This window comes from Streptomyces sp. NPDC107498 (assembly GCF_055582805.1).
Genome location: NZ_JBVJPE010000019.1, coordinates 763 through 26926, shown reverse-complemented (window position 1 = coordinate 26926; position 26164 = coordinate 763). Strand labels below are relative to the sequence as shown.

Annotated in this window: 19 protein-coding genes and 1 pseudogene; 5 read left to right on the top strand and 15 right to left on the bottom strand. The window is 73.1% G+C overall.

Annotated elements, in window-relative coordinates:
• Window positions 1-379: 379 nt before the first annotated feature.
• The 4 genes from ald to ACZ66Z_RS28050 all read right to left on the bottom strand — a co-directional run bounded on the left by ald (window position 380) and on the right by ACZ66Z_RS28050 (window position 6549).
• A complete protein-coding gene (gene ald, locus ACZ66Z_RS28065) occupies window positions 380-1495 on the bottom strand; it encodes an alanine dehydrogenase (RefSeq protein WP_469938145.1) in 1116 nt (371 codons plus the stop codon).
• Between the two features lie 146 nt (window positions 1496-1641).
• Window positions 1642-3627, bottom strand: a complete 1986-nt coding sequence (locus ACZ66Z_RS28060; protein ID WP_469938144.1) for an AAA family ATPase — start codon at window positions 3625-3627, stop codon at window positions 1642-1644.
• A 562-nt stretch (window positions 3628-4189) separates the two neighbouring features.
• A complete protein-coding gene (locus ACZ66Z_RS28055; protein ID WP_469938143.1) occupies window positions 4190-4819 on the bottom strand; it encodes an NUDIX domain-containing protein in 630 nt (209 codons plus the stop codon).
• An 80-nt stretch (window positions 4820-4899) separates the two neighbouring features.
• Window positions 4900-6549, bottom strand: coding sequence for a CTP synthase (locus ACZ66Z_RS28050; RefSeq protein ID WP_469938271.1), 1650 nt, complete (start codon window positions 6547-6549; stop codon window positions 4900-4902).
• 427 nt (window positions 6550-6976) lie between these two features.
• Here ACZ66Z_RS28050 and ACZ66Z_RS28045 point away from each other — a divergent pair, with 427 nt between their 5' ends.
• Both ACZ66Z_RS28045 and ACZ66Z_RS28040 read left to right on the top strand, forming a co-directional pair.
• On the top strand, window positions 6977-8779 hold the full coding sequence (locus ACZ66Z_RS28045) for a glycoside hydrolase family 15 protein (RefSeq protein WP_469938142.1): 1803 nt from the start codon (window positions 6977-6979) through the stop codon (window positions 8777-8779).
• Between the two features lie 72 nt (window positions 8780-8851).
• A complete protein-coding gene (locus tag ACZ66Z_RS28040; protein ID WP_469938141.1) occupies window positions 8852-10234 on the top strand; it encodes an FAD-binding oxidoreductase in 1383 nt (460 codons plus the stop codon).
• Between the two features lie 6 nt (window positions 10235-10240).
• Here ACZ66Z_RS28040 and ACZ66Z_RS28035 read toward each other — a convergent pair whose 3' ends face one another.
• Both ACZ66Z_RS28035 and ACZ66Z_RS28030 read right to left on the bottom strand, forming a co-directional pair.
• Window positions 10241-11875: a flavin monoamine oxidase family protein gene (locus ACZ66Z_RS28035; protein WP_469938140.1), complete on the bottom strand. Its 1635-nt coding sequence runs from the start codon at window positions 11873-11875 to the stop codon at window positions 10241-10243.
• A 27-nt stretch (window positions 11876-11902) separates the two neighbouring features.
• The gene (locus tag ACZ66Z_RS28030; protein WP_469938139.1) at window positions 11903-13417 is read right to left on the bottom strand and encodes an APC family permease; all 1515 of its coding nucleotides are present in this window, start codon (window positions 13415-13417) and stop codon (window positions 11903-11905) included.
• Window positions 13418-13578: 161 nt separating this feature from the next.
• Between ACZ66Z_RS28030 and ACZ66Z_RS28025 the strand changes: the two genes are divergently transcribed.
• A complete protein-coding gene (locus ACZ66Z_RS28025) occupies window positions 13579-15201 on the top strand; it encodes a PucR family transcriptional regulator (RefSeq protein ID WP_469938138.1) in 1623 nt (540 codons plus the stop codon).
• A gap of 184 nt (window positions 15202-15385) precedes the next feature.
• Here the strand turns inward: ACZ66Z_RS28025 and ACZ66Z_RS28020 are convergent, their stop codons facing one another.
• The 5 genes from ACZ66Z_RS28020 to ACZ66Z_RS28000 all read right to left on the bottom strand — a co-directional run bounded on the left by ACZ66Z_RS28020 (window position 15386) and on the right by ACZ66Z_RS28000 (window position 20548).
• Window positions 15386-16465 (bottom strand): glycosyltransferase family 4 protein, encoded by a 1080-nt coding sequence (locus ACZ66Z_RS28020; RefSeq protein ID WP_469938137.1) that lies wholly within the window; start codon window positions 16463-16465, stop codon window positions 15386-15388.
• Between the two features lie 254 nt (window positions 16466-16719).
• A complete protein-coding gene (gene recN, locus ACZ66Z_RS28015) occupies window positions 16720-18462 on the bottom strand; it encodes a DNA repair protein RecN (RefSeq protein WP_469938136.1) in 1743 nt (580 codons plus the stop codon).
• A gap of 82 nt (window positions 18463-18544) precedes the next feature.
• Window positions 18545-19465: an NAD kinase gene (locus tag ACZ66Z_RS28010; RefSeq protein ID WP_469938135.1), complete on the bottom strand. Its 921-nt coding sequence runs from the start codon at window positions 19463-19465 to the stop codon at window positions 18545-18547.
• On the bottom strand, window positions 19462-20277 hold the full coding sequence (locus ACZ66Z_RS28005) for a TlyA family RNA methyltransferase (protein WP_469938134.1): 816 nt from the start codon (window positions 20275-20277) through the stop codon (window positions 19462-19464). The genes ACZ66Z_RS28010 and ACZ66Z_RS28005 overlap by 4 nt, the downstream gene beginning before the upstream one ends.
• Before the next feature lie 7 nt (window positions 20278-20284).
• On the bottom strand, window positions 20285-20548 hold the full coding sequence (locus ACZ66Z_RS28000) for a hypothetical protein (protein ID WP_469938133.1): 264 nt from the start codon (window positions 20546-20548) through the stop codon (window positions 20285-20287).
• A 42-nt stretch (window positions 20549-20590) separates the two neighbouring features.
• Between ACZ66Z_RS28000 and ACZ66Z_RS27995 the strand changes: the two genes are divergently transcribed.
• Complete coding sequence (locus tag ACZ66Z_RS27995; RefSeq protein WP_469938132.1) at window positions 20591-20938, top strand: SCP2 sterol-binding domain-containing protein; 348 nt, start codon at window positions 20591-20593, stop codon at window positions 20936-20938.
• Here ACZ66Z_RS27995 and ACZ66Z_RS27990 read toward each other — a convergent pair.
• Window positions 20927-21781 carry an ABC transporter ATP-binding protein gene (locus tag ACZ66Z_RS27990; protein WP_469938131.1) on the bottom strand — a complete coding sequence of 285 codons (855 nt, stop codon included), beginning with the start codon at window positions 21779-21781 and terminating at the stop codon, window positions 20927-20929. The two genes, ACZ66Z_RS27995 and ACZ66Z_RS27990, sit on opposite strands and share 12 nt — an antisense overlap.
• Before the next feature lie 111 nt (window positions 21782-21892).
• Window positions 21893-22969 (bottom strand): HAD hydrolase-like protein, encoded by a 1077-nt coding sequence (locus ACZ66Z_RS27985; RefSeq protein ID WP_469938130.1) that lies wholly within the window; start codon window positions 22967-22969, stop codon window positions 21893-21895.
• Between the two features lie 78 nt (window positions 22970-23047).
• Between ACZ66Z_RS27985 and ACZ66Z_RS27980 the strand changes: the two genes are divergently transcribed.
• Window positions 23048-24343, top strand: coding sequence for a DUF1015 domain-containing protein (locus ACZ66Z_RS27980; RefSeq protein WP_469938129.1), 1296 nt, complete (start codon window positions 23048-23050; stop codon window positions 24341-24343).
• 64 nt (window positions 24344-24407) lie between these two features.
• Here ACZ66Z_RS27980 and ACZ66Z_RS27975 read toward each other — a convergent pair whose 3' ends face one another.
• Together ACZ66Z_RS27975 and ACZ66Z_RS27970 are read right to left on the bottom strand one after the other, a co-directional pair.
• Window positions 24408-25217, bottom strand: a complete 810-nt coding sequence (locus tag ACZ66Z_RS27975) for a tetratricopeptide repeat protein (protein WP_469938270.1) — start codon at window positions 25215-25217, stop codon at window positions 24408-24410.
• A gap of 15 nt (window positions 25218-25232) precedes the next feature.
• Window positions 25233-26164, bottom strand: a pseudogene (locus tag ACZ66Z_RS27970) (tetratricopeptide repeat protein); the annotation flags it as partial.

Sequence of the window (26164 nt, the reverse complement as noted above, 5' to 3'; positions counted from 1 at the left end):
CCGGGAGTAAATGTCGACTCATTCACAAGTCGTCTTACCTCCTTGGATGTGACCAGGAACATTTATCGATAGGTCAGCGTGGCACCATGCCGACGGTTGGCGACTCTATGGCGTGTCACCGGTCCGCAGCAACACAATCCGCCGGACCCGGCCCGATGTGTCGGCAACCGAACACCTCTCTGTCAAGGGTGCGCAGGCATGCATCCGCACGTTTCAGGGGTGCGCGAAACGGTTAAAGGGTTACGTTCGAGGCGAGTTGCCCGAACGTTTCGGCAAGCGCGGAGACACGACCGGCCGGACCTTGTCGAACAAGGTCCGGCCGGGTGCGTGACATTGACGGCACGCGTTGACGGAGCCTCCGTCAAAGAGCCTTCGGCGGTCAGGCCAGGAGGCTGCTCAGCTCGACGTGCTCGAGGCCGTGCGCCTCGGCGACCTCCTTGTAAACCACCTTGCCGTCATGGGTGTTGAGGCCCAGGGCGAGGGCGGAGTCGCGGCGCAGCGCCTCGACCCAGCCGTTGTTCGCCAGCGACACGATGTAGGGCAGCGTGGCGTTGGTGAGGGCGTAGGTGGAGGTGTTCGGGACCGCGCCCGGCATGTTCGCGACGCAGTAGAAGACCGAGTTGTGGACCTGGAAGGTCGGCTCGGCGTGGGTGGTCGGGTGGGAGTCCTCGAAGCAGCCGCCCTGGTCGATCGCAATGTCGACAAGGACACTTCCGGGCTTCATCTTGGCGACGAGCTCGTTGGTGACCAGCTTCGGGGCCTTGGCGCCCGGGATGAGGACGGCGCCGACGACGAGGTCCGCCTCGACGACGGCCTTCTCCAGCTCGAAGGCGTTGGAGACGATCGTCTTGACCTTCGTGCCGAAGATCTTGTCGGCCTCGCGGAGCTTGTTGATGTCCTTGTCGAGCAGGGTCACGTGGAAGCCCAGGCCGATGGCGATCTGCACGGCGTTCCAGCCGGAGACGCCGCCGCCGATGACGACGCACTCGCCGGCGTGGGTGCCGGGGACGCCGCCGGGGAGCACGCCGCGGCCGCCGGCCGAACGCATCAGGTGGTAGGCGCCGACCTGCGGGGCCAGGCGGCCCGCGACCTCGGACATCGGGGCGAGCAGCGGGAGCGCGCGGTTCGCGGTCTCGACCGTCTCGTACGCGATGGCGGTGGTGCCGGACTCCAGGAGCGCGTCCGTGCACTCCCGGGAGGCGGCGAGGTGCAGGTAGGTGAAGAGCGTCTGGTCCTTGCGGAGGCGGTGGTACTCCTCCGCGATCGGCTCCTTGACCTTGAGGAGCAGGTCGGCGGTGGCCCAGACCTCGTCGGCGGTGGCGAGGATCTCGGCGCCGGCGGCGACGTACTCGCCGTCCGTGATCGAGGAGCCGACACCGGCGTTCTGCTCGATGAAGACCTGGTGGCCGTGGCGGACGAGCTCGTGGACACCGGCGGGGGTGATGGCCACGCGGAACTCGTTGTTCTTGACCTCGCGGGGGATGCCGACCTTCATCGTCGATCACGGTCCTTGAATCAGGGGGATAACTGGGGCACTGCGATACATACCCGGATGCACTACGGCGCACCGGGGCAGACCACGTTCTGACGCGGCTCACCCAGTCTAATGAAGGAGTTCTCCCTGTCTAGCCTTTCAAAGTACTAATCTTCCACGGAGCCACTGCGGATTTCGTAGGCTGTCGGTTCCGTTTCCAGGAGTCTTTCGGCCGCCGACCGGTGCAAACCCGCCGCCGCGGGGTCGCCGAGCCGGTCGAGGGTGTCGGCCAGCCGCAGCTGGAGGGCGGCCTGGAGCCGGGCGTCCTGGGCGCGGCGGGCCCACTCCACCGCCTCCTCGCAGGTCCGCAGGGACTCCTCGGGCCGTCCGGCGTACTCCTGGACCCGGGCCGCCTCGCTCAACGCCCGTGCGTAGCCGGGGAGATCGGAGAGCCTCCGGTAGCCCGCCGCGGCGGCCCGCCAACTCCGCAGGGCCTCCCCGTACCGCCCCGCATAGGTGTGCACGGCTCCGAGGCGGGCGTACAGCCGGGCCTGGTCGGCGCGCTCGTCCCGGGCGAGGCGCTGGGCGAGCGCCCGTCCGTACCAGTCGCCGGCCCGCTGCCAGTCCCCCAGCTCCTGATACGAGCCACCTACGGATTCCATTGCGCGACCGGTCGCGTACGGGTCATTTGCTGCGCGTCCGGCCTCCAAAGCCAACCGATATCGCAGCAGAGCGTCCTTCGTCCTGCCGGTCCTGGCATCCAGGTCGGCCAGGTTGAGCAGGGCCGCCGCCCGCTCGCGGTGCAGCCCGTGCCGCTCGGCCACGTCCAGGACCAGCCGGTGCAGGCCGTACAGCTCGGGAGCGGCGGCCTCCGCGCCCCGGTGCGCCGCGAGCGCCCTCACGAGGGAGGCGATCAGGCGCCGGGCGAGGGTGTCGAGCTCCCCGTCCGCCACGGCGAGCCGGGCGGAGGCCAGGAGCACGGGCCGCCGGGAGTCCAGCCAGGCGGCACCCGCGGCCGCGCTCGGGAAGCGCAGCGCCCGCGGGAGCCCGGCCAGCTTCCGGCGGGCGGGCGAGCCCTCGGGTTCGGTGACCGCGCGGCAGGACTGGAGGAGCCGCACGGTCCGCTCCAGCATCCGGGCCCGGGCGAGCTGCACCTCGGCGGGCCGGTCGCGCTCCTCCAGCTGGGCGCGAAGGAGGGGGACGAGGTGCGCGCGCACCTCGTACTGTCCGTCCGCGCCGCCCGAGACGAGTCCCAGGGCGGCGAAGTCGGCGAGGGTCGTCTCGGCCGCCGAGACCGAGCAGCCGGCCAGGGCGGAGGCGGTGTGGGCGTCGGCCCGGCCCAGCGGGGCCAGGGCGAGGAACCGCAGTATCCGGGCGGCCGCGGCGGGCAGCGCCTCGTGCGCGAGCAGGAAGGCCCGGGTGAGCGGGTCGCCGCTCAGCGCGCGCAGCCGCTTGGCGAGGTCGGCGACCGAGGCCTTCGGCTGCCTGGAGAGCCAGCCGCCGGCGAGGACGACCGCGGCGGGCAGCCCCCCGCACTCCTCGACGAGGCTCTCGGCGGCCTGGGGGTCGACGGTGACGCGGACGGAACCGGTGAAGGACGTCAGCAGTTCGATGGCCGACTTGGGGTCGAGCCCGCCGAGGGTGCAGGGCCGTACGTCGGGAATGCCGGTGAGCGGACCGCGGGCGACCCCCACCACCAGGACGTCGGGATTGTCGGGGATCAGCGGGTCGGCCTGCTCGGCGTCGACGGCGTCGTCCAGGAGCAGGACGGCCCGGCGGTCGGCGAGGGCGTTCCTGACGAGCTCGGCCAGCTCCTCCTCGCCGGCCCCCGGAGGCTCGGCGACCCCGAGCGCGGCGAGGAGCTCCTGGGCGGCCCGCCCGGTGGGGACGGGCTCGCCGCCGGGCTCGGTGAGCCGGGCCCGGAAGACTCCGTCGGGGTAGCGGTCGGCGAGCCCGGCGGCCAGCTCCTCGGCGAGGGCCGTCCGCCCGGAACCGGGCTTGCCGGCGATGAGCAGGACCCGGGCGCGGGGGGCCTTGCGGCCGGTGAGGGTGTCGAGACCGGTCCGCTCGATGTCGGCGCGCAGGGCCTTCAACTCCCGCTGCCGGCCGAAGAACTGACGGCTGCCGGCCGCCGCCACCGCCTGATCCGTCACGGGCCACGCTCCCGTCCACCTGCACACGAGCCGATCCCGCGGGGGGCTCCGCACGGGCGATTCCGAGCGTAGTTCAAGGCGGGAGGGAGACCTGGCGGAGCAGGGCGGAGGAATCCCCTGATCGGATCAACACATCTTCACACCACCCACCCCGTTGTGGGCAATCGTTCCGCCGGGGCGAAGGGGGCCCCCCTGCTCGAGCGGAGCCGAGAGCTTGGGGGAGGGTGGGCACAACGGACGGCGCCCCTTGCCGGCGCCAGAGGCTCCCGCGCCCTGACCCGCACCGGGCTGTACGGCGCACTTCGTGGTGCGGGTCCAGGCGCGGAACGCGGAGGCGCCGCCGAAAGGCGCCGTCCCGTGTGCCCACCCTCCCCCAAGCTCTCGGCTCCGCTCGAGCAGGGGGGGCCCCCTTCGCCCCAGCGGGACGATTGCCCACACGGAGGTGCGGGGGGGGCACCGCCCCGCCGGGCGCGGGCCCACACGGCGGGAGGGCGGCGGGCGCAGTCCGCACCGGGGAGAGGGGCGCCGCCCCGCCGGGTGCAGAACGTGCGGGCCCGGAGGGTTACGCCTCGAAGGGGCGGGCCGGCCACGGCGCGGAGGCCGGACGGAGCGCGTCGAGCCCGCCCTCCCCCGCCCGCGCCGCCGCCAGCGAGAGGACGCCCACCGCCAGGCAGTTGTTGTGCAGCTCCCCCGCCAGCACCCCCCGCACCAGCTCCGGCAGCGGCACCCGCGCCAGCTCCATGTCGGCCTCCTCCTCGGAGACCTCGAAGCGCGCGCCCTCCGCCTCCGCGAGGTCCCGCGCCAGGAAGATCCGTACGGCCTCGTCGCAACCGCCGGGCGTGGTGTAGACGTCGGCGAGGACCCGCCAGTCCCCGGCCTTGACGTGCGCCTCCTCGTACAGCTCGCGCTGGGCGGCGTGCAGCGGGTTCTCGCCGGGCACGTCGAGGAGCCCGGCGGGGATCTCCCAGAGCCGCTGCCGCACGGGGTGCCGGTACTGCCGGAGGACGACCACGCGGTCCTCCTCGTCCAGGGCGAGGACGGCCACGGAGCCGGGGTGGACCTGGTAGTCACGGCGGTGGACCGAGCCGTCCGGCATGACCACGTCGTCCGTGCGGACACTCGTCTTGTTGCCCTCGAAGGGGGTGACGGTGGCGACGACCTGCCACTCCTCCGGGGTGTCCTGCACCTGCATCAGCGCGAGTCCTCTCGTACGAAAACCGGGGTGCGGGTCCCGGAAGGGAACCCGTACCCCGGCAACGTTAACGCGCCGTACTACTTCCCCGTCTTGCGCTCCACGGCCGCCTTCACCAGGCCCGCGAAGAGCGGGTGCGGGCGGGTCGGGCGGGACTTCAGCTCCGGGTGCGCCTGGGTGGCGACCAGGTAGGGGTGGATCTCCTTGGGGTACTCGACGTACTCGACGAGCTTGTTGTCCGGGGAGGTGCCGGAGAAGACCAGACCGGCCTTCTTCTCCAGCTCCGCGCGGTAGGCGTTGTTCACCTCGTAGCGGTGGCGGTGGCGCTCCTCGACGTACGGCTCGTCGCCGTAGACCTCGCGGACGACCGAACCCTCGGCGAGCTTCGCCGGGTAGAGGCCCAGGCGCATCGTTCCGCCCAGGTCGCCGGCGCCCTCGACGTACGCCAGCTGCTCCTCCATCGTGGAGACGACGGGGTGCGCGGTGGCCGGGTCGAACTCGGTGGAGTTGGCCTCGGGGATGTCGGCCAGGTTCCGGGCGGCCTCGATCACGATGCACTGCAGGCCGAGGCAGATGCCGAGCAGCGGCACCTTGTTCTCGCGGGCGTACTGGATCGCGCCGACCTTGCCGGACACGCCGCGGTCGCCGAAGCCGCCGGGAATGAGGATGCCGTCGACGTCGCCGAGCTGCTTCGCGGCGTCCGCCGGGGTCTTGCAGTCGTCGGAGGTGACCCACTTGACCTTGACCCGGGCACGGTTGGCGAAGCCGCCGGCGCGCATGGCCTCGGTGACCGACAGGTAGGCGTCGGGCAGGTCGATGTACTTGCCGACGAGCGCGACCGTGACCTCGTGCTCCGGGTTGTGGACGCGGTCCAGGAGGTCCTCCCAGACGGTCCAGTCCACGTCGCGGAAGGGCAGGTCGAGCTTGCGGACGACGTAGGCGTCCAGGCCCTCGGTGTGCAGGACCTTCGGGATGTCGTAGATCGACGGGGCGTCGATGGCGGCGACGACCGCGGCCTCGTCGACGTCGCACATCAGCGAGATCTTGCGCTTGATGGCGGTGGGGACCTCGCGGTCGGCGCGCAGCACGATCGCGTCGGGCTGGATGCCGATGTTGCGCAGGGCGGCGACGGAGTGCTGGGTCGGCTTGGTCTTCAGCTCGCCGGAGGGGCCGATGTAGGGCAGCAGCGAGATGTGCACGACGAAGACGTTGTCGCGGCCGACCTCGTGGCGGACCTGGCGGACGGTCTCCAGGAAGGGCAGCGACTCGATGTCGCCGACCGTGCCGCCGACCTCGGTGATGACGACGTCGACGTCGTCCGTCGCCATGCGGCGGATGCGGCCCTTGATCTCGTTGGTGATGTGCGGGATGACCTGCACGGTGTCGCCGAGGTACTCGCCGCGCCGCTCCTTGGCGATGACCTGCGAGTAGACCTGGCCGGTGGTGACGTTGGCCGAGCCGTCGAGGTCGACGTCGAGGAAGCGCTCGTAGTGGCCGATGTCCAGGTCGGTCTCGGCACCGTCGTTGGTGACGAACACCTCGCCGTGCTGGAAGGGGTTCATCGTGCCCGGGTCGACGTTCAGGTACGGGTCGAGCTTCTGCATCGTGACCCGCAGGCCCCGGGCCTTGAGGAGCGCACCCAGGCTGGAGGCGGTGAGGCCCTTGCCGAGGGAGGAGGCGACACCCCCGGTGACGAAGATGTGCTTGGTCGTCGTGGTGTTGGGCGGCATCGCCAAGAGGGGGCTCCCGTGGTCGCGTTCTGGAGGTGCGTACCGGCTTCCCCTCCGGAAGAATCGGGGGGTGCCGTCGCTGCGGTTTCGGGGTTCTCGACTGTCGCCGTTTCCCACCGGTCCACGGGGTACCAGGGTATCAGCGACATCGGGAGACCGCTCCCGGCCACACGCGGCAGTCGGGTGTTCACGGACGGCTACGGAGCCGTCGGGGAGGGGGAAAGCCGCAGCTCACCCGTGTGGAGCAGTGCGTCGCCCGTGTGATCGCTGAGGTCACCGGGCCGCCGCGTATTCTGCTCGTCACACCGCCCGCACAGCCGGTCCGCTCATCCCGCACACTGGCCTGGTTGACCCATCGCGCACATGAAGCGCATCCGTAGCAAGCGCCCCACGGGGCGGACGTGGCCGTTCGACTGGAGTGAAGCACGTGGCCGGGCGTATCGAGGATTACGCACTCATCGGAGACATGCAGACGGCCGCCCTGGTGTGCCGGGACGGCAGCGTGGACTGGTTGTGTCTCCCCCGCTTCGACTCGCACGCGATCTTCGCCGGTCTCCTCGGCACCGAGGAGCACGGATTCTGGCGGGTGGGCCCGGCGGGCCCCGCGGACGCGGAGCCCGCCCCCGCCGACCGGCGCCGCTACCGGGGCGACTCGCTGATCCTGGAGTCCGAGTGGGACACCCCGCGCGGCACGGTCCGGGTGACCGACTTCATGCCGCCGCGCGACGGCGCGCCGCAGCTGATCCGGGTCGTCGAGGGCGTCTCGGGGCGGGTGCGGATGCGCTCCTCGCTGCGGATGCGGTTCAGCTACGGCCGGGTCGTGCCGTGGGTGCACAAGGTCGGGGACCGCACGGTCGCGGTCGCCGGACCCGACTCGGTGTGGCTGGACACGGCCGTGGAGACCCACGGCAAGGACCTGACGACGTACTCCGACTTCACCGTCACGCCCGGCGAGCGGATCACCTTCACGATCTCCTGGCAGCCCTCCCACAAGGAGCCGCCCGCGCTGCCCGACCCGGAGGGCGCGCTGGAGGCGACCGCCGACTTCTGGCGCGAGTGGGTCGAGCACTGCACGTACCACGGCCCCTACCGGGAGGCCGTGGTCCGCTCGCTGATCACCCTGAAGGCGCTGACGTACGCGCCGACCGGCGGGATCGTCGCCGCGCCGACGACCTCGCTGCCGGAGGAGATCGGCGGCGTCCGCAACTGGGACTACCGCTACACCTGGCTGCGGGACGCGGCGATCACCCTCTCCTCGATGCTGCGCACCGGCTACCGCGAGGAGGCCCGCGCCTGGCGGGACTGGCTGCTCCGCGCCGTCGCGGGCGACCCGGAGAACCTGCAGATCATGTACGGCATCGCGGGCGAGCGGGAGCTCGGCGAGGCGGAGCTCGACTGGCTGCCGGGGTACGAGAACTCCAGCCCGGTCCGGGTCGGCAACGGCGCCGCGAACCAGCTCCAGCTGGACGTCTACGGCGAGGTCACGGAGGCCCTCCACCTCGCGCACATGACGGGCCTGTCCCGCAACGACTACGCCTCCCTGCTCCAGATCAAGCTGATCAACTACCTGGAGACCCACTGGGACCAGCCCGACGAGGGCATCTGGGAGGTGCGCGGCCCGCGTCGGCACTTCGTGCACTCCAAGGTGATGGCCTGGGTGGCGGTGGACCGCACCATCAAGCTGATCGAGTCCGGCGACGCGGACGGTCCGCTGGAGCGCTGGCGGGAGCTCCGCGACGAGATCCACCGGGACGTCTGCGAGAAGGGCTACGACAAGGAGCGCAACACCTTCACCCAGTCGTACGGTTCCCAGGAGCTGGACGCCTCGCTGCTGCTGATCCCGCAGATGGGCTTCCTGCCGCCGGACGACAAGCGGGTCATCGGCACGATCGAGGCGATCCAGCGCGAGCTGTCCACGGAGGACGGTTTCGTGCTGCGGTACCCGACGGCCGGCGAGGAGGCCGGCGTCGACGGCCTGGAGGGCGACGAGGGCGCGTTCCTCGCCTGTTCCTTCTGGCTGGCGGACGACCTGGCGATGATCGGCCGGGTCGACGAGGCGCGCACGCTCTTCGAGAAGCTCCTCGCGCTCCGCAACGACCTCGGGCTGCTCGCCGAGGAGTGGGACCCGCGGCTCCAGCGGCAGGTGGGCAACTTCCCGCAGGCCTTCAGCCACGTCCCGCTCATCGACACGGCGCTGCGGCTGACGGCCTCCGGCGCGTACGGCGGCTGATCGGCAGGACACCCCGGGGGGCCGGACCTACGATGAGAGGGTCCTGTCGCCCCTCGTGAAAGGGGGGCTCCCATGGCTCCCCACATCTCCGAAAGCGCCCTGGCCGGGCTGGTCGACGACCTGGCCGGCGAAGTGATCACCCCCGGTCATCCGGGGTACGACGAGGCGCGTGCCCTGCACAACGGCATGATCGACCGGCGCCCGTCGGTGATCGCCCAGTGCGCCACCCAGGCCGACGTGTCGAACGCGATCCTGTTCGGCCGGGAGGCCGAGCTGCCGATCGCGGTGCGCGGCGGCGGGCACAGCGTCGCCGGGACCTCGGTGATCGACGGCGCGCTGGTCGTCGACCTCCGCCGGATGCACGGCGTCGTCGTGGACCCGGAGGACCTGACGGTACGGATCGAGGGCGGGGCGACCATGGCCCACCTGGACCACGCCTGCCAGCCGTTCCACGTGGCGACGACCGGCGGACGGGTGTCCACCACCGGGGTCGGCGGCTTCGCGCTGGGCGGCGGATCGGGCTGGCTGGAGCGGAAGTTCGGGCTCGCCAGCGACAACCTGCTCGCCGCCGACCTGATCACCGCCGAGGGCAAGCACGTCCACGCGGACGCGGAGGAGAACCCGGAGCTGTTCTGGGCGCTGCACGGCGGCGGCGGCAACTTCGGGGTGGCGACCTCGCTGACGATGCGGCTGCACCCGCTGCCCTGGACGAGCGTCGCGATGCTGCTCTTCCTGCCGGAGAACGCTCCCGAGGTGGTGCGCACCTTCCGTGAACTCGGCCTCCGCGCGCCCGACGAGATGGGTGGCGGCGCTATCTACATGCCCGCGCCCCCGGAGCCATTCATACCCGAGGACCTGGTCGGCAAGCTGGTGTGCGGATCGCTGTTCACGTACGCCGGTCCGGTCTCCGAGCTCCGTGAGTTCGCGGCGCCGCTGTTCGCGCTGAAGCCGGTGGTCGAGGTCGTCACGGACATCCCGTACGTGGATCTGCAGACGATGCTCGACGACCCGCCGGGGCTGCGGAACTACTGGTCGGCGGAGTACCTGCGGGAGTTCCCCGACGAGGCCGTGGACGTCTTCTGCGAGCGCGGCGCGGGGATCCCGGCCGGGACCGCCACCCAGCAGGTGCTGTTCCTGATGGGCGGGGCCGTGGCCGCGGGGCCCTCCCGGTATCCGCAGCCGTGGCGCACCGCGCCCTGGGCGGTTCACCCGTTCGCGACCTGGGAGGACCCCGCACTGGACGGGCCGGCGACGCAGTGGGTGCGCGACGTGCGGGCCGATGTGCGGCCGTGGGCGCTCGACGCGACGTATCTGAACTTCGTCGGCGCCGAGGGCGAGCAGCGGATCGTCTCCTCCTTCGGCGAGAGGAACTACCGCCGGCTCGCCGCCGTGAAGGCCGCGTTCGACCCGGACAACGTGTTCCGGTTCAACCACAACATCGTGCCGGCCGGCTGACCCGGCTCATCGCAGCACGGCGATCACCTCCCGAGCGGCGCGCTCGCCCTCGGTCGCGCCGCCCTCCATGAAGCCCTGGAAGTCGTACGAGCAGTGCTCGCCGCCGATGTGGACGTTGCCCTGGGCGGTGCCCTCGTACCCGGCGTACCGGTGGAGGTAGCCGACGGGCCAGCAGGAGTACGCGCCGAGGGAGTACGGGTTCTTGTGCCAGGCGGAGAGCTGGGCGCGGCCGGTGTACGCCCGGGAGGTGCCCGGGAAGAAGGCGTCGATGCCGGCCAGGTGGCGGGTGACCAGGTTCCGTACGTACGGGTCGGACTCGGTGGAGAACGGTCCGGCCGGGTTCAGGTTCCGGGCCAGGCTGCCGCCGCCGTACTGGAGGAGGATGCCGCCGGTGCCGCCCTGGACCTTGGTGGTGTCCCAGGTCTGCTGGACCTCGGTGTCGGTGAAGCAGTCGCCCGCGGAGACGCCGGGCCAGGGGCCGGTGCCGCGCCAGGGCCGGGTGCCGAACTGCATGTTGAGCTTGGTGCAGGAGCCCATGCGGGCGTCCCGCAGGAGGTTGCGCATGAGCGGGTCGAAGCCGGCCCGGGAGAGGTCGAGTCGCTGGAGGACGGGCAGCGGGACGCAGAGGATCGTGTGGTCGGCGGTGACGGTGCGGGTGGCGCCCGCCTCGGTGAAGGTGAGCGTCTGGGTGCCGTCGGCCTCGGCCCGTACGGCGGTGAGCGACCAGCCCATGCGCAGGGTGCCGGGGGCGAGCGCCGCGGCGACGGCGTTCGGGAGCCGGTCGTTGCCGCCGACGACGTGGTAGCGCTCGTTGGAGAGGCCCCAGACGTTGAAGTTGCCCGGATTGGTCTGGTAGCCCATGAGCAGGACGAGGGCGAGCGAGGACTGCTCGGTGGTGTCCGCGCCGTACTCGACGTTGTAGGCGACGTCGATGAACCTCCCGAGCGGTGAGGAGTGGCCGCCGGGGACCCGGGTCTCGATCCACTCGTACAGCGACGTGTCGTCGAGGGCGGTGCCGGTGGGGGTGGTCCGGTTCCACTTCACCTCGCCCGCGTCCAGCAGGTCGCGGTGGAGGGCCTGGTAGACGGCGTTGAAGTCCTCGTCGGCCCGGGCGCGCGGGTAGTAGGCGCCGCCGAACCAGAGGACCTCCTCGGCCCCGTTGGGGCCGCCGCCGAGGAAGTCCTCGACGGCGAGGCCGAAGCGGCGGCAGAGCTCCAGGATCTTCTTGTGGCCGGTGTCGATCAGCTCGCCGCCGATCTCGGAGGTCTGGCCGTACGCCCAGTGGTCCCGCTGGGTCCACATGCGGCCGCCGACCCTGGACGGGTTCGCCTCGTACAGCACCGGGCTGAGGCCGGCGTCCTGGAGGGTGAGGGCGGCGGTGAGGCCGGATATCCCGGCGCCGACGACGGCGACCCGGGCGGAGCCCTTGACCGGCGGGGTGGGGGTGGCGGCCGCCGCGGGGACGGTCGAGCCGACGCCGACGGCGATGCCGGCGGCGGTGGCGTACTTGAGCAGGGACCGGCGGCCGAGGGCGTCGGATCTCATGCCGCGCAGCTCGTCGACCGGGAGGTTCAGCCGTCGGGCGGCGGCGTGCTCGGCGGCGAGGTTCTTCAGGAGGTGCATCGGGTTGGTGCGTGCCATGGGGCGCTCCTGGAGGGTGAGGGGGAGTCAGCTCTGCGGTACGGAGGCGGGGACGGGGGACTCTTCGGCGGGGCGTTCGGCGGCGTCCTCCAGGACGATCCGGCCGATGATCTCGTAGCGTTCGGGCCGCTTGGCCTTGAGGTGGAGGCCGAGGGCGAGGCCGCCGAAGAAGACGGCGCCGACGATCCAGGGGATCGCCTCGAAGAAGAGGGAGTCGGCGGCGAGACCGGCCGCCGTCTCCATGTTCATGACCAGCAGGACGACGACGGCGATCATGCCGATGCCGCCGAGGAGCGGGGCCGTGAAGGTCCTGAACCAGTGCCGGTCCTCGGGGTGGTTCTTCCGGAAGTAGCCGATGACGGCGAAGGAGCACAGGGTCTGGACGATGAGGATCGCCATCGTGCCGAGGATCGCGAGCAGCGTGTAGAGGTGGATGTACGGGTCCTGGCCGGTGAGCCAGAAGGCGGCGACGAGGGCGACGGCGATCGTGCTCTGCGCGTACGAGGCGATGTACGGCGAGCCGTGCCGGGCGTGGGTCCGGCCGAGCGCCGGGTGGAGGAAGCCCTCCCGGCCGATGGCGTACAGATAGCGCGAGGCGCACTGGTGGAAGGCCATGCCGCAGGCGAAGGAGCCGGTGAGCAGCAGCCACTGGAAGGCGTCGACGGCCCAGGCGCCGATGAAGGTCTCGGTGGGCGCGAAGAACAGGTCGAGCGGCGAGGAGGAGGCGGACAGCTTCACGGACCCGGCGAGGCCGTTGCCGGCGATCGTCATCCACGACACGTAGATGTAGAAGAGGCCGACGCCGACGACGGAGATCAGGGTGGCGCGCGGGATGACCCGCTTGGGGTCGCGGGACTCCTCGCCGTACATGGCGGTCGACTCGAAGCCGACCCAGGACCAGAAGGCGAAGAAGAGGCCGAGACCGGCGGAGGTGCCGGTGAAGGCGTTCGCGGGGTCGATCGGCTCGACCGGGATGCCGTCGGGGCCGCCGCCGGCGATCAGGACGGCGGTGGCGACCGCGAAGAGGACGGCGATCTCCGCGACCAGCATCACTCCGAGCGCCTTGGCGGTCAGGTTGATGTCGAAGTACGACAGGACGGCGGTGACGGCCAGCATGACCGCCGCGTACAGCACCCACGGCAGGTCGACGCCGAGCTGGTCGGCGACCGTGGTCTTGGCGAAGTAGGAGAAGACGCCGACGATCGAGGCCTCGAAGACGACGTACGCGAGGACGGCGAGCATGCCGGAGGCCATGCCGGCGATCCGGCCCAGGCCGTGCGAGATGTAGCCGTAGAAGGCGCCGGCGGCCGTGATCCGCTTGGCCATGGCCACGTAGCCGACCGAGAAGACGGTCAGGACCAGCGTCGCGAAGAGGTATCCGGCGGGGGCGCCGGTGCCGTTCCCGAAGCCGACGGCGATGGGGAGGTTTCCGGTCATCGCCGTGATCGGCGCGGCGGTGGCGACGGCCATGAAGACGACGCCGACGAGTCCGACCGAGTTCGCCTTGAGCCGGTGGACCTCTGGAGTGGGGTTCTCTGCCATGGGCCGAGAGGATCCTCGGGAGTGACGTAGGCCACAATCGACATGCGGTCGCACAATTCCCGCCACGGGGCGACGAGTTGTCGCCCTGGTGCACGAACTGTCCGGTCCCGTGACCGTGCGGTGATGTCGTCGGAACACGGACGCGGGTAGCGTCCGGCCCCATGGACAATCAGGGCGGGATCACCGTGCAGCGGGCGCTCGAACTCCCCGGGCTGCGCAGCGGGCTCCCGGAGGTCGTGGCCGGCGCGGACCGGCTCCACCGCACGGTGCGCTGGGTGCACGCGGGCGAGGTGCCGAACATCGCGTCGCTCCTCAAGGGCGGCGAACTGCTCCTCACGACGGGCCTCGGCCTGGGCACCCGCCCGGCCGAGCAGCGCGCCTTCGTCCGTCGGCTCGCCGACCGGGGCATCGCGGCGCTCGTCGTCGAACTGGGCCCGCGCTTCGCCCGCCTCCCGGCGACCATAGTGGAGACGGCCAGGGCGGCCGGCCTGCCGCTCGTCCAGCTCCACCGCGAGGTCCCCTTCGTCGCCGTCACGGAGGAGATCCACACCGAGATCGTCAACGGCCACTACGCCCTCCAGCGACGGGCCGAGGAGGTCCACCGGCAGTGCACGGAGGCGCTCCTCGGCGGCGGCGGCGTCCCGCAGGTGCTCCGCATCCTCTCCGACTTCGCCGCGAACCCGGTCTTCCTGGAGACCGCCGACGGACAGCTGCTGTACGCGGCGGGCACCGAGTCCGCGCCCGCCGACCCGCTCCAGGTGTGGGACGGGCTGCGCGGCCAGCGGGCGGCCCGGGAGTCCGGCCCGCCCTCCGGCACGGTCCTCGTGGACGTGCCCGGCGGCGGCCCCGGTACGGGGTCGGTACGGGCCCGCCTCGTCCTCCTCGCGGTCTCCGGCGCCCTCTCCCCCGTCCACCGGATGGCGGCCGAGCGGGCGGCGGGGCTCCTCGCGGTCGTCCTCATGCAGGCGCGCCAGGAGGAGGAGCTGGCCGCGCGGGGCCGGGGCGACTTCCTGACGGACCTCGCGGAGGGCCGCATCACGGCGGAGGACGCCCCGGCGCAGGCGCGGGTCCTGGGCTTCAAACCGGGGGACGGCCCGCTCCTCCCGGTGGTGATGCGCCTGGCGCCGGAACTGTCCCCCTCGGGCAACTGGGCCCTCCTGGCCCGCGCGGTCCTGGAGGAACTGTCCTCGGTGGGCGTCCCGGCCCTCCTGGGCGTCCGCCCGGTGGAAGGCCGTGTCCCCCTCCTCCTGGGGCTCCGCTCGGAATCGGAACGCACGGCGGTCGCGGACCGGGTCGCGGCGGCGCTGCGCGCGGGCGTGGAACGGGCCGGCCTGGAGCGGGCCGGGGCGCACCCGCCGGTCGTCGTGGTCGGCGTCGCGGGCGGCTGGGCGGCGGCCTCGGCGGGCCTGCGGCACGCGGCGGAGACGGCGACGGCGGCGCAGGGCCTCTCGGACCTCCCCTGGTACGACGCGCGCCGCCTCGACATCGACCTGCTCCTGTGGCGGCTGCGCGACCACCCGGACCTGGCGGCCTTCGTGGACCGCGCGATCGGTCCGCTGCGGGACCACGACGCCACGTCCCGCCCCCCGCTCCTCCCCACCCTCCAGACCTACCTGGCCCACGCGGGCCGCAAGGCGGAGACGGCCCGCGAGCTCCACCTCAACCGCCAGACCCTCTACAACCGCCTGGCCCGCATCTCCGAACTCCTCGGCACGGACCTCGACGACCCCCAGACGGTCCTGGCCCTCTCCCTGGCCCTGAGAGCCCGCCGCCACACCCCCTGACCCCCCGCCCGGCGGGGCGGCACCCCGGCCCACCCCCGTGTGGGCCCGCGCCCGGCGGGGCGGTGCCCCCGCCCCCGCCCGTGTGGGCAATCGTCCCGCAGGGCGAGGGGGTCCCCCCTGCTCGAGCGGAACGATTGCCCACAACGAGGGGGCGCAGGCCCCGCCCCGCCCGGCCCGGAAAAGGTCACCGCCCCGTCAACTCGTCGTACACGGCCAGAACATGCGCCACCGTCTCGTCCTCCGTCGGCCAGGACCCCGCCTGCACCCGCCCCGCCGCCGCCAGGTCCATCCGTCGTTCCGCGTCCTCCAACAGCCCCCGCACCGCCCCCGCCAGGGCCCCCGCGTCCCCGTACGGCACCAGCTCCGCCGCGTTCCCGACGAGCTCCGGCACGCCGCCGACCGCCGTCGCGACGAGCGGCACCCCGAGCCGGAGCGCCTCCTGCGCGAGCAGGGAGCGGGCCTCCCACCGTGACGGCAGGACGGCGACGTCGGCGGCGGCGAGCAGCTCGGCGACGTCGTCCCGGCGCCCGATGAGCCGCACGGGGAGCCGTTCCTCGAAGATCCGCCGTTGCAGGGAGGCCCGTTCGCGCCCTTCCCCGGCGATCACGAGCAGCGGCTGCGGGTCGAGCTCCCGCCATTCCCGGGCGGCGTCGAGCAGCGTCCGGTACCCCCGGCCGCGTTCGAGCGCTCCGACGGCCATGAGCAGGGGCCGGTCGACGGCGCCGAGTTCGGCGCGGGCCTTGCCGTCGTGGAGGCAGACGGGCCCGCGCGCGGGGGGCACGGTGACGGGGGCGAGGCGGGCGTCCCGGGCCCCGCGCCGCCGGGCTCGGTCGACGAGTTCGGAGGAGGTGCCGAGGACGACGGTCGCGGCCCGCGCGGTCTTCCGTTCGAGGAGCCGCAGCACCCCGCCCCGCGCACCGTCCCTGTGGTTCCTGCTGTGCCAGGTGGTCACCAGGGGGGCGCGGCCGCCGCCGGTCAGCGCGAGCGCGGCCCGTACGGAGGCCTGGAGGCCGTGCGCGTGGACCACGTCCGCGCCGATGCAGGCGTTGCGGAGGACGGCGACGGTCGCGGGGTCGCCGAGGCGGGGCAGGGGCACGAAGTGCGCGCCGGCGCCGAGGTAGTCGTAGGCGCGGTCGAGTTCGGCCGGGGCGCACACGGTCACCCGCACGCCCCTCGCCACCAGCCCCGAGGCGAGTGATCGGACGTGAGCGCTGCTGCCCGCGCCGCCGCCGCCCAGCACTTGGACCGTACGGAGCTGTGTCACGCGCCCAAGGATGCCAGTCCGGGCCCTCGACCGTACGCACGTTCCGGCACCGAAGTGGCGTCGTTCCGGCGTGCGGAAGGCGTACGGGCCGGGCCCGCGTCCACGGGTTCACCCCCACGAGGGAGCGCGCGAGCACCCCGCCCGCTCCCCCGCACCGCGACGGCGACCGTCGCCTCAGCCGCCGGCACGCGGACCGGGCGCCGCCGGAGCCGGAGGCGCCCGGAACGAACCGGCCCCTGGCTTCCCGCCCCGGCTCACGCGTCCGCCCGCGCCGTGGCGAGCAGCTCCTCCGCGTGGGCCCTGGCCGTCTCGGAGTCCTCCTGGCCGGCGAGCATCCGGGACAGTTCCCGGACCCGCTCCTCGCCCTCCAGGACGGTGACGCCGGAACGGGTCACGGAGCCGTCGTTCGTCTTCTCGACGAGCAACTGCCGGTCGGCGAAGGCCGCGACCTGCGGAAGGTGGGTGACGACGACGACCTGGGCGGACTTGGCGAGCTTGGCGAGCCGACGGCCGATCTCGACCGCCGCCTTGCCGCCGACGCCCGCGTCGACCTCGTCGAAGAGGTACGTCGGCACCGGGTCGACCCCGGCGAAGACGACCTCCACGGCGAGCATCACCCGGGACAGCTCACCGCCGGACGCGCCCTTGGCGATGGGCCGGGGCGGGGCGCCGGGGTGCGGGGCGAGCAGCAGCTCGACCTCGTCGGCCCCGGAGGGCCCGTAGGCGACGCGCCGGCCGCCGACCTCGACGCCCTCGGGGTCCTCGGCCTGGGAGATGGCGAAGGACACGCGCGCGTGGGGCATGGCCAGCGAGGCGAGTTCGGCGGTGACCGCGTCGGCGAACCGGGCGGCCGTCTCCGTGCGCGCGTCGGTGAGCCGCTGCGCGAGCACGGACAGTTCGTCGCGCAACCGGTCCCGCTCGGCGGTGAGCTCCTCGATCCGGTCGTCGTCGTTGTCGAGTTCGCCGAGCCGCGCCGCGCTCTCCTCCGCCCAGGCGAGGACGGCGCCGATGTCCTCGCCGTACTTCCTCGTCAGCTGGGTGAGCAGCGCCCGCCGCTCCTCGACGGCGGCGAGCCGCAGCGGGTCGGCGTCCAGGTCGTCGGCGTATCCGGCCAGCTCCTGCGCCACGTCGGAGAGCAGGATGGAGATCTCGCCCATCCGGTCGGCGAGCCCGGCGAGCGCCGGGTCGTGCGACCGTACGGCCTCCAGGGCCCGGCCCGCGCCGGCGACCAGGGTGGTCGCGTCGACGGCCTCGGGGTCCTCGGGGTCGCCCGCGAGCGCGCCGTGCGCGAGCGCGGCGGCGGAGGCGAGGGCCTCGGCGTGCCCGAGCCGCTCGGCCTCGGCGGCGAGTTCGGCGTCCTCGCCGGGCAGCGGGGCGACGGCCTCGATCTCGCCGAGCCCGAAGCGCAGCAGATCGGCCTCCTGGGCGCGTTCCCTGGCCCGGGTGGTGATCTCGTCCAGCTCGGCGGTGACGGCGCGCAGCCGCCGGTACGCCCCGCCGTAGGCGGCGAGCGGCACGGAGACGGCCTCGCCCGCGTACCGGTCGAGCGCGCCGCGCTGCCGGGCCGGCTTGAGCAGGCCCTGCTGGTCGGTCTGGCCGTGGACGGCGACGAGGTCGTCGGCGAGTTCGGCGAGCAGACCGACGGGCACGGAGCGCCCGCCGAGGTGGGCCCGGGAGCGTCCCTCGGCGGAGACGGTACGGCTGACGAGGAGCACGCCCTCGTCGAGCTCGGCACCGGCCTCCTCGGCGCGTACGGCGACGGGCGAGCCCGGGGGCACGCCGATCCGCCCCTCGACGACGGCCGAGGCCGCGCCGATCCGCACCAGGGCCGGGTCGGCACGTCCGCCGAGCAGCAGCCCCAGGCTGGTCACGACCATGGTCTTGCCCGCACCGGTCTCACCGGTCACCGCGGTGAAGCCGGGCGACAGCTCGACCACCGCGTCGTCGATGACCCCGAGCGACCGTATCCGCATCTCCTCCAGCACGCCCCAGACCATACGAGGTTTACCGGGTCCGATGCGACATCGCCCCCGGGCGTGACTCCCGGACGCGCCGTTCGTTACGGACCCGCCGGGGGCGTCAGCGCGGTGCGCCCCGCCATCCCGAGACGGGCAGGGCGAACTTGGCGACGAGCCGGTCCGTGAAGGAGGCGTGGTGCAGCCGGGCGAGCCGGACCGGCACGGCGCCCCGTCGCACCTCGACGCGGGCGCCCGCCGGGAGCTCCACCGTCCGCCGCCCGTCGCACCACAGCACCCCGTGCGGGGTGTGCGGCTCGACCTCGACGGCGAGCACCGACTGGGGGGTGGTGATCAGCGGCTTGGCGAAGAGGGCGTGGGCCCCGATCGGGACCATGAGCAGCGCCTCGACCTCGGGCCAGACGACCGGGCCGCCCGCCGAGAAGGCGTACGCGGTGGAGCCGGTGGGTGTCGCGCAGATCACCCCGTCGCAGCCGAAGCCGGTCACCGGGCGTCCGTCGATCGCGAGCACGACCTCCAGCATCCGCTCCGGCGAGACCTTCTGCACGGCGGCCTCGTTGAGCGCCCAGTCGCGGTGCAGGACGTCGCCGTTCTCGTACACGACGACGTCGAGGGTCATCCGCTCCTCGACCTCGTACGCCTTGGTGACGACCCGGTCGACGACCTTGTCGAGGTCGTCGCGCTCGGCCTCGGCGAGGAAGCCCACGCGCCCCAGGTTGACGCCGAGCATGGGCACGCCGGAGGCACGGGAGAACTCCGCCCCGCGCAGCAGGGTGCCGTCGCCGCCGAGGACGACGAGGAGTTCACAGCCGTCGAGGGCGTCGGGGCAGCCCTCCGGCACCGTCTCGACGGACGGCGGCAGCGGCAGGTCCGCGGCCTCGGCCTCCAGGACGCGGACGCCGATGCCGCAGCGCAGCAGCCCCAGTACGACCAGTTCGGCGCTGCGCACGGCGGCCGGCCGGCCCGTGTGCGCGAGCAGGAAGACGGTGCGTGTCGTTCCCGGTGGTGCTGCAGTCGAGTTCAACGAGGTCCCTCCGCCACGGCGCGGTCGACGTCCGCCGGATCCAGAGCGGGCGCGCCTGCCCGCAGCCACAGAAAGTACTCGACGTTGCCCGAGGGGCCGGGCAGCGGGCTGGCGGTGACGCCGAGGACGCCGAGGCCGAGCTCGCCGGCCTGCCGGGCCACGTTCTTCACGGCGTCCGCGCGGAGCTCCGTGGAACGCACGACTCCGCCCGTGCCGAGCCGCTCCTTGCCCACCTCGAACTGCGGCTTGACCATGAGGACGAGGTCGGCGCCGGGCGCCGTGCAGGCCGCGAGGGCGGGCAGGACGAGGCCGAGCGGGATGAAGGACAGGTCACCGACGACGAGGTCGACCGGGACGCCGTCGATGGCGTCGAGCGTCAACTCGCGCACGTTGGTGCGGTCCTTCACGGTGACGCGCTCGTCGCTCTGCAGCGACCAGGCGAGCTGTCCGTAGCCGACGTCGACGGCGACGACGTGGGCGGCGCCGGCGCGCAGCAGGACGTCCGTGAAGCCGCCGGTGGAGGCGCCGGCGTCCAGGGCGCGCCGGCCCTCGACCCGCAGTCCCTGCGGGACGAAGGCGGCGAAGGCCCCGGCGAGCTTGTGGCCGCCGCGCGAGACGTAGTCGGGGTCGGAGTCGTCCTGGACGACGACGATGGCCGCGGCGGTCTCGACCTGGGTGGCGGGCTTGGTGGCGACGGTCCTGCCGACGGTCACCCGGCCCGCGGCGATCAGCTGGCTGGCGTGCTCGCGCGAGCGCGCGAGCTTGCGCCGGACCAGCTCGGCGTCGAGACGGCGGCGTGCCACTCCTGCCACGTTCTTTTCAGCTCCTGTTGTCGTGCGGACGGGGGGCGGGGTGGGCGTCGAGCGAGGTCAGCTCGGCGCGCAGTCCACGGTGTACATCCTCGTACACCTCCAGGTGTCCGTCCGCCGGGAGGTGGTCCAGCTCGGCGAGACGCGCGAGGTGGGCGTCGACGGCGGCACGGCCGGTGGGTTCGAGGGCGACGCCGAGCGGTGCGGGCTCCGCGGGCCCGTACGTCTCGGCCGGGGCCTGCTCCTGCGGGGCTTCGGGGGTGGCGTCGCTCATGCCTCGACGCTACCGCGAAGCCCTGGGGTACCGTCGACGGCGATGGCGACGATCACGGAGTGCCGCGACGCACTGGACAGGCTTTCGGACAATCTCGCGCGGGCGGACGAGGGCGTGCGCGGCGCGGCCGCGCTCGACCGCAGCCTGAGCTGCCACGTCACCGACCTCGACACGACGTTCACGGGCCGCCTCGCGGGCGGCCGGATCCGGGTCGACTCCACGGTGGCGGGCCCCCCGCCGGCCAAGGCCGACATCCGGCTCTCGATGACCGGCGACGACCTGGTGGCGATGGTGGCCGGCGAGCTGAACTTCGCGAAGGCCTGGGCCTCGGGCCGGGTCAGGCTGGAGGCCGGCTTCCGCGACCTCCTGCGCCTGCGCTCACTTCTGTAGCGCGGGTTCCTGGGACGGCGCGGGCTCCGGGGCCTTGCGGACGCGCGCCTTCCGCCCGGCCGGCACGACCAGCGGCGTCCCCGTCTCCGGGTCGTCGATGACCTGGCAGCGCAGCCCGAAGACCCGCTCGACCAGCTCGGCGGTCACCACCTCCGACGGCGGCCCCTCGGCGACCACCTCGCCGTCGCGGACGGCGACGAGGTGGGTGGCGTACCGGGCCGCGTGGTTGAGGTCGTGGAGGACGGCGACGAGCGTCCGCCCCTGCGTCTCGTGCAGCTCGGCGCACAGGTCGAGGACGTCGATCTGGTGCTGGATGTCGAGGTACGTGGTGGGCTCGTCGAGCAGCAGCAGCGGCGTCTGCTGGGCGAGCGCCATGGCGATCCAGACGCGCTGGCGCTGACCGCCCGAGAGCTCGTCCACGTACCGGTCGGCCAGCTCGGCGACGCCGGTCGCCGCCATGGACTCGCGCGTGATCCGCTCGTCCTCCGGGGACCACTGGCGCAGCAGCCCCTGGTGCGGATAGCGGCCGCGTGCGACGAGGTCGGCGACGGTGATGCCGTCGGGCGCCACGGAGGTCTGGGGCAGCAGCCCGAGGGTCTTGGCCACCTTCTTGGCGGGCAGCGCGTGGATCGACTGCCCGTCGAGCAGGACCCGGCCCTCGCTGGGCTTCAGCATCCGGGAGAGGGCGCGCAGGAGGGTGGACTTGCCGCAGGCGTTGGGCCCGACGATGACGGTGAACGAGTTGTCGGGGATCGCGACGGACAGGTCGCGGGCGATGACCCGCTGCTCGTACGCCAGGGTGACCGATTCCGCGCTCAGGCGCTGCTGCTGCCGACCGTCCATGCCCGCACTCCCGCTGTCTCGTCCGTGGTCGCGTCCGGCGGTGACGACCACGGGCCACGCGAAGTTAGGTTAGCCTACCCAACTTCACTCCCTGCCCGGGGTGCCGGGGACTCACACCCCCAGAAGCGCCAGCGCCTTCCCCGCGTCCGGTACGCCCGCACCCGGCCGGTCCGCCTCCGACCAGGCCGCCCCGCACAGCGCCCGCACCCCGTCCAGCACGTCCGCCCCCTCGCCCGGCGCGCCGTCGAGGACGAGCTCACCGCCGCTCACGGAGGCCCGCCAACCCCCGCACGCGAAGCCCCCGTCCGCGCCCGCGACGACCTCGGGCTGCCCCACGAGCAGCCCCCGCAGATCGGCCGCCACGTACGTGGGACGGTGCTCGGGCACGGCCGCGAGCAGCTGTGCCACGTCCGTCACCCCGGTCAGCACGAGCAGCGAGTCCACCCCGCCGTTGAACGCGCCCTCGATGTCCGTGTCCAGCCGGTCGCCCACCACCAGGGGCCGCTCCGCCCCCGTCCGCAGCACCGTCTCCCGGTGCATCGGCGGCAGCGGCTTCCCCGCGACCTTCGGCTCGAACCGGTGTCCGGTGGCGATCCGCACGACCTCCACCGCCGCCCCGTTCCCCGGCCCGATCCCCCGCGCCCCGGGAATCGTCAGGTCCGTGTTCGAGGCGTACCACGGCACGCCCCGCGCCACCGCGTAGGCCGCCTCCGCGAACCTCCCCCACGGCATCTCCGGCCCGCCGTACCCCTGCACGACCGCCACCGGATCCCGGTCCGCCGACTCCACCGGCACGAGGCCACGCTCGCGCAGCGCCACCCGCAGCCCCTCGCCGCCGATGACCAGCACCCCGGACCCCGCCGGCACCTCGTCCGCGATCAGCCGGGCCACCGCCTGCGCCGAGGTGACCACGTCCCCGGCCTCCGCCGGCACGCCCAGCTCCGTCAGGTGCGCGGCCACCTCGCCGGGCGTCGGCAGCGCGTTGTTGGTGACGTACGCCAGGTGCATCCCACCGGCCCGGGCCGTCCCGAGCGCCTCCACGGCGTGCGGGACGGGCTCCCCGCCCGCGTACACGACCCCGTCCAGGTCCAGGAGCGCCGTGTCGTACGCCTCGCTCAGCGCGACCGCGCTGCCCTCCGGACGCTTCCTGCCGCCGTTCCGCCGTTCCTGGCCGTTCCGCACCGTCACCGCACGCTCCTCAGATCACCGGGTGAATTCCCCCACTCTTCCGATCATCGCTCATGCCCGCCCACATACGATGACAGGATGAACACATCAGGTCACGCGGCCGACGACGTCCGCGCCGACGCCACAGGCCTGCGCCTGGCCCCGTTCCGCGGGCTCCGGTACGTCCCCGAGCGGGTAGGCAGCCTCGCCGCCGTGACGTCCCCGCCCTACGACGTCGTCGTACGGCCTGACGGACTGCTCCATCTGGAGTCCGCCGACCCGCACAACATCGTGCGGCTGATCCTCCCGCAGGCGATCACCGCCGGCACCCGCCACCGCAAGGCCGCCGTCACCCTCGACCGCTGGCTCGCGGACGGCGTCCTCGCCCCGGACCCGCAGCCCGCGCTCTACGTGTACGAGCAGCGGGGCGACGGCGTCCTCCAGCGCGGCGTCATCGGCGCCCTGGAGCTCTCCACCCCGGCGGAGGGCCTCGTCCTCCCCCACGAGGACGTCATGCCGCACGTCGTCGAGGACCGCGCCGCCCTGATGCGGACCACGGCCGCCAACCTGGAGCCCCTGCTCCTCACCTACGTCGGGGGCGACGAGGGCGGCGCCGAGGCCGTCATCGAGCGCACCGTCCGCCACGAGCCCCTGCTCTCCACCACCACGGAGGACGGCTTCCACCACCGTCTGTGGTCGGTCACGGACCCCGCCGAACTCGCCACGATCGCCGAAGAGCTGGCCCGTCATCAGGCCCTCATCGCCGACGGCCACCACCGCTGGGCGACGTATCTGCGCCTCCGCGAGGAGCACGCGGCGCCCGGCCCCTGGAACTACGGCCTGGTCCTCCTCATCGACACCGCCCGCTACCCCCTGCGGGTCCGCGCGATCCACCGCCTCCTCAACCGCCTGCCGGTCGCGGACGCCCTCACCGCCCTCGGAGACGCGTTCCGGGTGCGCAGGATCGACCAGCCGCTCCCCGCGGCCCTGGAGGCCCTGGAGGCCGCCACCGCCGAGGGAAACGCCTTCCTCCTCGCGGGCGACGGCGGCTTCCACCTCCTCGACCGCCCGGACCCCGCCCTCCTCGACCGCACGATCCGCACGGACCGCCCCCAGGCCTGGCGGACCCTGGACGCGACGGTCCTGCACTCCGCCCTCCTCGAACACGTCTGGCACATCCCGGACACCCCCGAGGACATCGCCTACATCCACGACACGGAGGCGGCGGTCGAACAGGCGGAACGCCGAGGCGGCACGGCGGTCCTCATGCACCCGGTACGGGAGGAGGTCGTCCGCGACCTCGCCCGCCAGGGCGTCACGATGCCCCGCAAGTCGACCTCCTTCGGCCCGAAACCCGCGACGGGCCTGGTCCTGAGGAGCCTGGCCCTGGACTGAGGGCGCACGGAAAAGAAGAAGGGCGGCACCCGTCGGGTGCCGCCCTTCTCACTGCTCCAAGGGATCAGCCCTTGTCGCCGTCCCGGTCGTCGTCGCCGTCCCGGTCGTCGTCGTCGTCCTCGTCGTCCTCGTCGTCCTCGTCGTCGAGCTCGACGACACCGGACCCCTCGGACGCGTCCGACTCGTCCTCGGACTCGTCGAACGCGTCGACGAACTCGACGCCGTCCATCTCGGCGAGCCGGTCGGACGCGTCCGTGGCGCCGTCCTTGTCGGCCTCCATGGCCTTGCCGAACCACTCCCGGGCCTCCTGCTCGCGCCCGGCGGCCAGCAGCGCGTCGGCATACGCGTACCGCAGGCGCGCGGTCCACGGGTGCACGGCGCTGGAGGCGAGCTCGGGGCTCTGCAGGGTCACGATGGCCGCGTCGAGCTGCCCCATGTCCCGGCGGGCACCGGCGGCGACGAGCCGCATCTCGACCTGCCCGGCCTTGTCCAGCTTCTGCACCTCGGGCTCGCCGGCCATGGCGAGGGCCCGCTCGGGCCGGCCGAGGCCGCGCTCGCAGTCGGCCATGACGGGCCACAGCTCGACGCCGCCGCTCATCCGGCGCGCGGCCCGGAACTCGGCCAGCGCCTCGGAGTACTTCTGCGTCGCGTACGCGGCGAAGCCGGCCGCCTCGCGGACGGCCGCGACGCGCGAGGCGAGCCGCAGGGCGACCCTGGAGTAGCCGTAGGCCTTCTCCGGGTCCTCGTCGATCAGCTGGGCGACCATGACGAGGTTGCGCGAGACGTCCTCGGCGAGCCCCTTGGGCAGGCTCATCAGCTCCTGGCGCACATCCGGGTCGATCTCCTCACCGGTGACCTCCGGCGGGATCGGCAGACGCTTGATGGGCGCGCGGTCGCCGCGGTCCCGCTCGCCACGGTCGTCACGGCGCCCGTACCCGCCCCGGTCGTCCCGCCCGCGGAACCCACCGCGCTCGCCACCGCGGTCGTCCCGACGGAACCCGCCGCCGCGGCTGTCGTCCCGACGGAAGCCGCCACCCCGGTTGTCGTCCCGACGGAACGAGGAGGGACGCTCATCGCGCCGGTCGTCGCGGCGGAAGCCGCCACCGCGGTTGTCACCACCGCGGTCGTCACGCTGCCCGTACGAAGGCCGCTCGTCCCGACGGAACGACGGACGGTCACCGCCACGGTCGTCGCGACGGAACCCACCACCGCGGTTGTCACCACCGCGGTCGTCACGGCGGAAACCACCGCCGCGGTTGTCGTCACGGCGGTCATCGCGCTGCCCGTACGAAGGCCGGTCGTCCCGACGGAACGAGGAGGGACGCTCATCGCGCCGGTCGTCGCGGCGGAAGCCGCCACCGCGGTTGTCACCACCGCGGTCGTCACGCTGCCCGTACGAAGGCCGCTCGTCCCGACGGAACGACGGACGGTCACCGCCACGGTCGTCGCGACGGAACCCACCACCACGGTTGTCACCACCGCGGTCATCCCGACGGAACTCACCACTGCGGTTGTCCCCGCCGCGGTCGTCACGGCGGAACGACGACGGACGGTCGCCACCACGGTCGTCGCGGCGGAAACCACCGCCGCGGTTGTCACCACCGCGGTCATCGCGCTGCCCGTACGAAGGCCGGTCGTCCCGACGGAACGAGGACGGACGCTCATCACGCCGGTCGTCGCGACGGAAACCACCGCCGCGGTTGTCACCACCGCGGTCGTCACGCTGCCCGTACGAAGGCCGCTCGTCCCGACGGAACGACGGACGGTCACCACCACGGTCATCGCGACGGAACCCACCACCACGGTTGTCACCACCACGGT

Excerpts from the sequence above, each read along its gene's own strand:
- ald (WP_469938145.1), bottom strand. The coding sequence starts at position 1,495 with ATGAAGGTCGGCATCCCCCGCGAGGTCAAGAACAACGAGTTCCGCGTG.
- ACZ66Z_RS28055 (WP_469938143.1), bottom strand. The coding sequence starts at position 4,819 with ATGCAGGTGCAGGACACCCCGGAGGAGTGGCAGGTCGTCGCCACCGTC.
- ACZ66Z_RS28050 (WP_469938271.1), bottom strand. The coding sequence starts at position 6,549 with ATGCCGCCCAACACCACGACGACCAAGCACATCTTCGTCACCGGGGGT.
- ACZ66Z_RS28040 (WP_469938141.1), top strand. The coding sequence starts at position 8,852 with ATGGCTCCCCACATCTCCGAAAGCGCCCTGGCCGGGCTGGTCGACGAC.
- ACZ66Z_RS28035 (WP_469938140.1), bottom strand. The coding sequence starts at position 11,875 with ATGGCACGCACCAACCCGATGCACCTCCTGAAGAACCTCGCCGCCGAG.
- ACZ66Z_RS28030 (WP_469938139.1), bottom strand. The coding sequence starts at position 13,417 with ATGGCAGAGAACCCCACTCCAGAGGTCCACCGGCTCAAGGCGAACTCG.
- ACZ66Z_RS28025 (WP_469938138.1), top strand. The coding sequence starts at position 13,579 with ATGGACAATCAGGGCGGGATCACCGTGCAGCGGGCGCTCGAACTCCCC.
- recN (WP_469938136.1), bottom strand. The coding sequence starts at position 18,462 with ATGGTCTGGGGCGTGCTGGAGGAGATGCGGATACGGTCGCTCGGGGTC.
- ACZ66Z_RS28000 (WP_469938133.1), bottom strand. The coding sequence starts at position 20,548 with ATGAGCGACGCCACCCCCGAAGCCCCGCAGGAGCAGGCCCCGGCCGAG.
- ACZ66Z_RS27995 (WP_469938132.1), top strand. The coding sequence starts at position 20,591 with ATGGCGACGATCACGGAGTGCCGCGACGCACTGGACAGGCTTTCGGAC.
- ACZ66Z_RS27990 (WP_469938131.1), bottom strand. The coding sequence starts at position 21,781 with ATGGACGGTCGGCAGCAGCAGCGCCTGAGCGCGGAATCGGTCACCCTG.
- ACZ66Z_RS27980 (WP_469938129.1), top strand. The coding sequence starts at position 23,048 with ATGAACACATCAGGTCACGCGGCCGACGACGTCCGCGCCGACGCCACA.